Origin of the sequence: Streptomyces niveiscabiei, from assembly GCF_001419795.1 — a bacterium.
GTDB lineage: Bacteria > Actinomycetota > Actinomycetes > Streptomycetales > Streptomycetaceae > Streptomyces > Streptomyces niveiscabiei.
The window spans coordinates 1-6879 of record NZ_LIRL01000117.1 but is presented as its reverse complement, the minus strand read 5'-3'; the positions used below and the strand labels follow the sequence as shown (position 1 = coordinate 6879).

General features: G+C 72.1%; 6 protein-coding genes. 3 read left to right on the top strand and 3 right to left on the bottom strand.

The features are described 5' to 3' along the window. Positions 1 to 152: 152 nt before the first annotated feature. Positions 153 to 839 carry a gamma-glutamyl-gamma-aminobutyrate hydrolase family protein gene (locus AOK24_RS06840; protein ID WP_055719154.1) on the bottom strand — a complete coding sequence of 229 codons (687 nt, stop codon included), beginning with the start codon at positions 837 to 839 and terminating at the stop codon, positions 153 to 155. A gap of 47 nt (positions 840 to 886) precedes the next feature. Then, entirely contained in the window at positions 887 to 1627 is a 741-nt protein-coding gene (locus AOK24_RS06835) for a FadR/GntR family transcriptional regulator (protein ID WP_055719153.1), read from the bottom strand. A 140-nt stretch (positions 1628 to 1767) separates the two neighbouring features. Between AOK24_RS06835 and AOK24_RS06830 the strand changes: the two genes are divergently transcribed. The 3 genes from AOK24_RS06830 to AOK24_RS06820 are packed head-to-tail and all read left to right on the top strand — an operon-like array spanning position 1768 to position 5308. Further along, positions 1768 to 3126, top strand: a complete 1359-nt coding sequence (locus AOK24_RS06830; RefSeq protein WP_055719152.1) for a glutamine synthetase family protein — start codon at positions 1768 to 1770, stop codon at positions 3124 to 3126. A 35-nt stretch (positions 3127 to 3161) separates the two neighbouring features. Further along, positions 3162 to 4529 carry an aldehyde dehydrogenase family protein gene (locus AOK24_RS06825; RefSeq protein WP_055719151.1) on the top strand — a complete coding sequence of 456 codons (1368 nt, stop codon included), beginning with the start codon at positions 3162 to 3164 and terminating at the stop codon, positions 4527 to 4529. Next, positions 4526 to 5308 (top strand): 3-oxoacyl-ACP reductase, encoded by a 783-nt coding sequence (locus AOK24_RS06820; protein ID WP_055719150.1) that lies wholly within the window; start codon positions 4526 to 4528, stop codon positions 5306 to 5308. Before AOK24_RS06825 ends, AOK24_RS06820 begins: the two co-directional genes overlap by 4 nt. Here AOK24_RS06820 and AOK24_RS06815 read toward each other — a convergent pair. Continuing rightward, positions 5305 to 6507, bottom strand: coding sequence for an amino acid deaminase/aldolase (locus tag AOK24_RS06815; RefSeq protein WP_055719149.1), 1203 nt, complete (start codon positions 6505 to 6507; stop codon positions 5305 to 5307). The genes AOK24_RS06820 and AOK24_RS06815 overlap by 4 nt on opposite strands. Between the last annotated feature and the right edge of the window lie 372 nt (positions 6508 to 6879).

Genomic DNA, 6879 nt, shown 5'->3' with positions numbered 1-6879 from the left:
GGCGGCGTTGGAGTGGCTGCGGGCCCGCGTCCGGTGAGCCGGCCGGGCCCTGATGCGCGCCCGCGTCCCTCGGCATCACTCCGTGCCTCGCCCAGTGCCAGCTTCCCCGGCGTCAGCCTGCCGCCTCGCCCAGCGCCCGTCTCACCCCAGAATCACCCCGCCGCCTCCACCAACGCCCGCATCACCCGCAGATCCTCCCCCATCTCGGGATGCCACTGAACCCCCAGCGTCCACCCCCCACCTCCACCTCGCTCGACAGCCTCGATGGTCCCGTCCTCGGCGTGCGCGGAGGCGATCAGCCCCGCCCCCAGCTGGTCGACGGCCTGATGGTGGTAGGTCGGAACGCTGGACGCCTCGGGGACGATGCCCGCGTACAGGGTCCCGGCGACCGGCGTGACGGTGTGTCGGCCGAAGACGCCCGGTGCTTTGACGTGCCCTTCCATGTGCTGGACGAGGGTCCCTCCGAGGGTGACGTTGAGGAGTTGCATGCCCCGGCAGATGCCGAGCAGGGGTACGCCCGTGTCGAGGGCGGCGGAGATCAACGCGGTCTCCCAGGCGTCGCGTTCGCGCGCGGGGACGTCAGTGCGGGGCTCTCGCGGGGCCCCGTACAGGGCGGGGTCGACGTCGGGCCCGCCGGAGACGACGAGCCCGTCGAGACGGGCGACGGCGGACGCGGCGCGGGCGGGCGCGTCCGGCGGCAGCATCGCCGCGAGCCCCCCGGCCCGCTGGACGAGCCGGGGATACCCGGCGGGCAGGAGCGCCGCCTCCATCTCCCAGACGCGCCAGCTCGCGGCGGGCTCCAGATAGGTGCTGATCCCGATGAGCGGCGTACCGGCCATGAACCCTCCAGGTAATGGACTCCAGGGATACCTTTGCAGAACGGGGCTCAGGTGAGGAAGCCCCGCAGCAGGGCGGCCGTCCCCCCGCAGTGCTCGCGCATGATCTCGCGCGCGGCGTCGGCGTCGGCGTCGAGGACCGCCTCGACGAGGGCTTCGTGCTGGCGCTGGGAGTGTTCGAGGTTGCGCACGAGCAGCGGGATGCAGTCGAGGAGGTCGTTGACCTGGGCGCGGACGGCGGCGTACTGCGCGGTGAGGGAGGGGGAGCCGCAGAGTTCGGCGAGGGTGAGGTGCAGGAGCGTGTCGCGGCGGCGGTAGTCGGCGAGGGGCGCGTCATGCGTCCCGGCGAGGGCCTCGCGCAGCCGGGAGACCTGTACGTCGGTGAGGCCGTGGCTCGCGCACAGGCCCGCCGCGCCGACCTCCAGGACCTCGCGGAACCGCAGGACGTCCTCGATGTCGACCTCGGCGATCCGCCGCCGGAGTTCGGCTTCGCCGGTGCCGGGGACGGCGGAGCGCGGCAGCACGAACGTACCGCCGTACCGCCCCCGCCTCGACTCCAGCAGCCCCTGGTCCTGGAGGACCTTCAGGACCTCGCGCAGGGTGACCCGGCTGATGCCGAGCCGCTCGGCCAACTCCCGTTCGGCGGGCAGCCGTTCGCCGCCGGGGACGAGGCCGAGGCGGACCACCTGGAGGATCTGCTCCAGCGCCTCCTCGAAGCCGTTGCCCGCCCGCACCGGCCGCAGGACCGGCGTCAGCCGGTCACCCGTACCCGTGTTCTTCTCCACCGTCATCCGGCCGTGCCCCCTTCCCAAGCAATGGTTTTCAGCAATACCTTATGGCTCCCGGACGCTTCATGGCCCCTGTACGGGCGCCGAAGCCGAGGACGCCTCACGCCCTGGAGGACGCCCTCACGCCCTAGAGGAGGCCCTCCGTGCCAGACCGCACCGCCCCGCTGCCCGTCGAGGACCTGCACGCCCTGGTCGCGGCGGGCGAGATCGACACGGTCGTCCTCGCCTTCCCCGACATGCAGGGCCGTCTCCAGGGCAAGCGGTTCGCGGCCCGCTTCTTCCTCGACGAGGTCCTCCAGCACGGCACGGAGGGCTGCAACTACCTCCTCGCCGTCGACACGGACATGAACACCGTCCGCGGCTACGCCATGTCGTCCTGGGAGAGCGGCTACGGCGACTTCGCGATGCGCCCCGACCTCGCCACCCTGCGCCGTATCCCCTGGCACCCCGGCACCGCCCTCCTGATCGCCGACCTCGCCTGGGAGGACGGCTCCCCGGTCGGCGCGGCCCCCCGCCAGATCCTGCGCCGCCAGCTGGACCGCCTCGCCGAGCGCGGCTGGACCGCGCAGGTCGGCACGGAGCTGGAGTTCATCGTCTTCCGCGACAGCTACGAGCAGGCGTGGGACGCGGGCTACAAGGGCCTCACCCCCGCCAACCAGTACAACGTCGACTACTCGATCCTCGGCACCGGCCGCATCGAACCCCTCCTGCGCCGCATCCGCAACGAGATGGCCGGCGCGGGCCTGACCGTCGAGTCCGCCAAGGGTGAGTGCAACCTCGGCCAGCACGAGATCGCCTTCCGCTACGACGAGGCCCTGACCACCTGCGACCAGCACGCCGTGTACAAGACCGGCGCCAAGGAGATCGCCGCGCAGGAGGGCGTATCCCTCACGTTCATGGCCAAGTTCGACGAGCGCGAGGGCAACTCCTGCCACATCCACCTGTCGTTGACGGACGCCGACGGCGCGAACGTCTTCGCGGGCCCGGACGGCATGACCGACACCATGCGCCACTTCCTCGCCGGACAGCTCGCCGCCCTGCGGGACTTCTCCCTGCTGTACGCCCCCAACATCAACAGCTACAAGCGGTTCCAGCCGGGCTCCTTCGCGCCGACCGCCGCCGCCTGGGGCCGCGACAACCGCACCTGCGCCCTGCGCGTCGTCGGCCACGGCCGCTCCCTGCGCTTCGAGAACCGCCTCCCCGGCGGCGACGTCAACCCGCACCTCGCCGTCGCCGGCCTGATCGCGGCCGGCCTGTACGGCGTCGAGCACCAGCTCGAACTCCCCGCCGCCTGCGCCGGAAACGCCTACACCGGCGACTACGACCACGTCCCCACCACCCTGCGCGAGGCCGCCGACCTCTGGGAGCACAGCCCCATCGCGGAGGCCGCGTTCGGCGAGGAGGTCGTCGCGCACTACCTCAACATGGCGCACGTGGAACTCGCCGCGTTCGACGCGGCCGTCACGGACTGGGAACTGCGCCGGTCCTTCGAACGCCTGTAGAGCCACCACGACTTACGACTGTGAAGGGTCACGCATTGTCCGAGCTGATCGTCCTCAACCCGGCCACCGAGGAGGTCGTCGCGAGGGTCCCCGCCGCCGACGCCGCCGAGGTCGACGCGGCCGTCACCCGCGCGGCGCGCGCCCAGGAGGCGTGGGCCGCCCTCGCGCCTGCCGACCGCGCTCGCCTCCTGCGCCGGTTCGCGGACCAAGTCGACGCCCACGTCGAGGAGTTGGCGGCGCTGGAGGTCCGCGAGGCCGGGCACACGATCGGCAACGCCCGCTGGGAGGCGGGCAACGCGCGCGACCTGCTCCTGTACGCGGCGGGCGGCGTCGAGAGACTGACGGGCCGTCAGATCCCGGTCCCCGGTGGCCTCGACGTCACCATCCTCGAACCCCTCGGCGTCGTCGGCGTGATCGCGCCCTGGAACTTCCCCATGCCCATCGCCGCTTGGGGCGCCTTCCCGGCGCTCGCGGCCGGCAACGCGGTCGTCCTCAAGCCCGCCGAGACGACCCCGCTCACGGCCCTGCGCCTCGCCCAACTCGCCCTGGACGCAGGCCTTCCCGAGGGGGTGTTCCAAGTCGTCCCCGGCTACGGCGACATCGCCGGCCGCGCCCTCGTCGACCACCCCGGCGTCGCCAAGATCGTCTTCACCGGCTCCACCCGCACCGGCCGCGACGTCATGGAACGCTGCGCGGCCCTGGTGAAACCGGTCACCCTCGAACTCGGCGGCAAGAGCCCCAACGTGGTGTTCGCCGACGCCGACCTGACGAAAGCCCTCGACCCCTTCTCGTTCCTCGACAACACCGGCCAGGACTGCTGCGCCCGCACCCGCATCCTCGTCCAGGAGAGCGTCTACGACGAGGCGCGCGCCTTCCTCGCCGAGGCCCTCGCGGCCGTCGTCGTCGGCGACCCGGCCGACGAGAAGACCCAGATGGGCCCCCTGATCTCCCGCCAACAGCTCGACCGCGTACGGTCGTTCGTGCCGGACGACGCACCCGGCGCCCTGCGCGGCAGCGCCCCCGGCGGCCCCGGCTTCTGGTTCCCGCCGACCGTCCTGACCGCCGAGGCCCCCGACTCGCCCGCCTGCCGCGAGGAGATCTTCGGCCCCGTCGCCGTCCTGCTCCCCTTCACCGACGAGGCCGACGCGATCCGCCTCGCCAACGACACCCCCTACGGCCTCTCCGGCTCCCTGTGGACCCGGGACATCGGCCGCGCCCTGCGGCTCTCCCGGGCCGTCAAGGCGGGCAACCTGTCCGTCAACTCCCATTCCAGCGTGCGCTACTGGACCCCCTTCGGGGGCTACAAGCAGTCCGGGGTCGGCCGCGAGCTCGGCCCCGACGCGCTCGCCGCCTTCACCGAGACCAAGAACGTCTTCATCAGCACGGAGGACCCCGCACAGTGACCGAGACTCCTGTCTGCCGCCGCCTCGTCGGCCGGACCGCCGTCATCACCGGAGCCGGCAGCGGCATCGGCCTCGCCACCGCCCGCCGCCTCGCCTCCGAGGGCGCGCACGTCGTCTGCGCCGACATCGACGAGACCGGCGGAAAGGCCGTCGCCGACGAGGTCGGCGGCCTCTTCGTGAAGGTCGACGTCACCAACCCGGAACAGGTCGAGGCGCTCTTCAAGACCGCCTACGACACGTACGGCAGCGTCGACATCGCCTTCAACAACGCCGGGATCTCGCCCCCCGACGACGACTCCATCCTGGAGACCGGGCTCGACGCCTGGAAGCGCGTCCAGGAGGTCAACCTGACGTCCGTGTACCTGTGTTGCAAGGCCGCGATCCCCTACATGCGTCAGCAGCAGCGGGGTTCGATCATCAACACGGCGTCGTTCGTGGCCCGGATGGGCGCGGCGACCTCGCAAATCTCGTACACCGCCTCCAAGGGCGGCGTCCTCGCCATGTCCCGCGAACTCGGCGTGCAGTTCGCGCGCGAGGGCATCCGCGTGAACGCGCTGTGCCCGGGGCCGGTCAACACCCCACTCCTGCAAGAGCTGTTCGCGAAGGACCCCGAGCGCGCGGCCCGGCGGCTCGTCCACATCCCCGTGGGCCGGTTCGCCCAGGCCGAGGAGATCGCCGCCGCCGTCGCCTTCCTGGCGAGCGACGACTCCTCGTTCGTGAATGCGACCGACTTCCTTGTGGACGGCGGTATTTCGGGCGCGTACGTGACCCCGCTCTAGAGAAACGTGTGGCCCTCGCCGCGGTAGGTGGGCACCGTCTCCGTGACGGTGTCCCCCTCGATCAGGTGCAACTGGTCGAACCGCTCGCAGAGTTCACCGGCCTTCGCGTGCCGGAACCACACCTTGTCGCCGATCAGCAGGTCGTCGGCGGGCGCCCCGATCAGGGGCGTCTGGACCTCGCCGGGACCCTCCTGAGGGTCGTACCTGAGGCCCTCCGGGAGATACGGCACCGGCAGGCGGTCCACGCCGGGTGCGCCCGAGGCGGGGTAGCCGCCGCCCAGGACCGTCACCACGCCGACGCCCGGGCGCCGTACGACCGGCTGCGCGAACAGCGCCGCCGGACGGCCCGTGAACGACGTGTAGTTGTCGAACAGGCGCGGCACGTACAGGCCCGAACCCGCCGCGACCTCCGTCACCGCGTCCTCGGCCACCGTGCTCTCCACGCTGCCCGTGCCGCCGCCGTTCACGAACTCCAGGTCCGGGGCCACCGCCCGGACCGCGCGCACCACCTCGGCGCGGCGCTCGGCCAGTTCGCGGCGCGCGGTGCGCTGCATCAGCCGGATCGCGCGGGACCGGAAGGGGCGGCCGGCCACCGAGTCGCCGACGCCCGCGATGTGGCCCTCGTACGCCATGATGCCGACCAGCTTGAATCCCTGACGCCGGGTCACCGTGCGGGCGAAGTCGGCGAGTTGGGCGGGGGAGCGGAGGGGGGACCTCAGTGCGCCGACCCTGATCCGGCCGCCCAGCATCTGGAGGGACGTGTCCAACTCCAGGCAGACGCGGATCACTTCACGGCCGTCGCCCCGCGCGGCGTCGATCAGGTCGAGCTGGGCCACGTCGTCGACCATGACCGTCACCGCCGCGGCGAGCTTCGGGTCGGCCGCCAGTTCCGCGTACCCCGTCCGGTCCGCCGACGGGTACGCCAGCAGGATGTCCTCGAAACCCGAGCGGGCCAGCCACAACGACTCCGCCAGCGTGAACGACATCAGCCCCGCGAAGCCGTCCCTCGCGAGCACCCGCTCCAGCAGCGCCCGGCAGCGGACGGACTTGCTCGCCACCCGGACCGGCTTCCCCGCGGCCCGGCGGCGCAGGTCCTCCGCGTTCGCGTCGAACGCGTCCAGATCGACGATCGCGAGCGGAGCGTCCAGATGAGCGGTGGCCCGGTCGTAACGGGCCCGGTCGGCGGCGCGCACAGTCATGCACGCAGCCTGCCAGACCCGATTACCGCAGGGTAGGGGGACGATACGGGCAGAAGCCACGGGGTGGTGGTACTGGTTCTCCCTCCTCCCACGACAAGCCGTAGAGTGACGCGCACGCACGGAGGAACTGCTCCGGCCGGGATGCCGGTCGACCTGTGCGGGTATGCGTGCCCGAGGGGACCACCGTCCACGGGGACGCCGCCGCTCGCCTGGCGGCTCGGCACGCACGAGGAAACGGGGGCTGCACTTGAGCACGGAAGCGCGGCGCCCTCCTGCGGAACACACGGCTGCGGAAGGGGCGTCCTTGAGGGAGGGCTCTGCGGGGGACGGGGCGCTGCGGAGGGATGGGCGTGCTGCCCCTTATACACATCT

What these genes read in the sequence shown, in the direction of transcription:
- AOK24_RS06840 (WP_055719154.1), bottom strand. Translation starts at nt 839, where the DNA reads ATGGCCGGTACGCCGCTCATCGGGATCAGCACCTATCTGGAGCCCGCC.
- AOK24_RS06835 (WP_055719153.1), bottom strand. Translation starts at nt 1,627, where the DNA reads ATGACGGTGGAGAAGAACACGGGTACGGGTGACCGGCTGACGCCGGTC.
- AOK24_RS06815 (WP_055719149.1), bottom strand. Translation starts at nt 6,507, where the DNA reads ATGACTGTGCGCGCCGCCGACCGGGCCCGTTACGACCGGGCCACCGCT.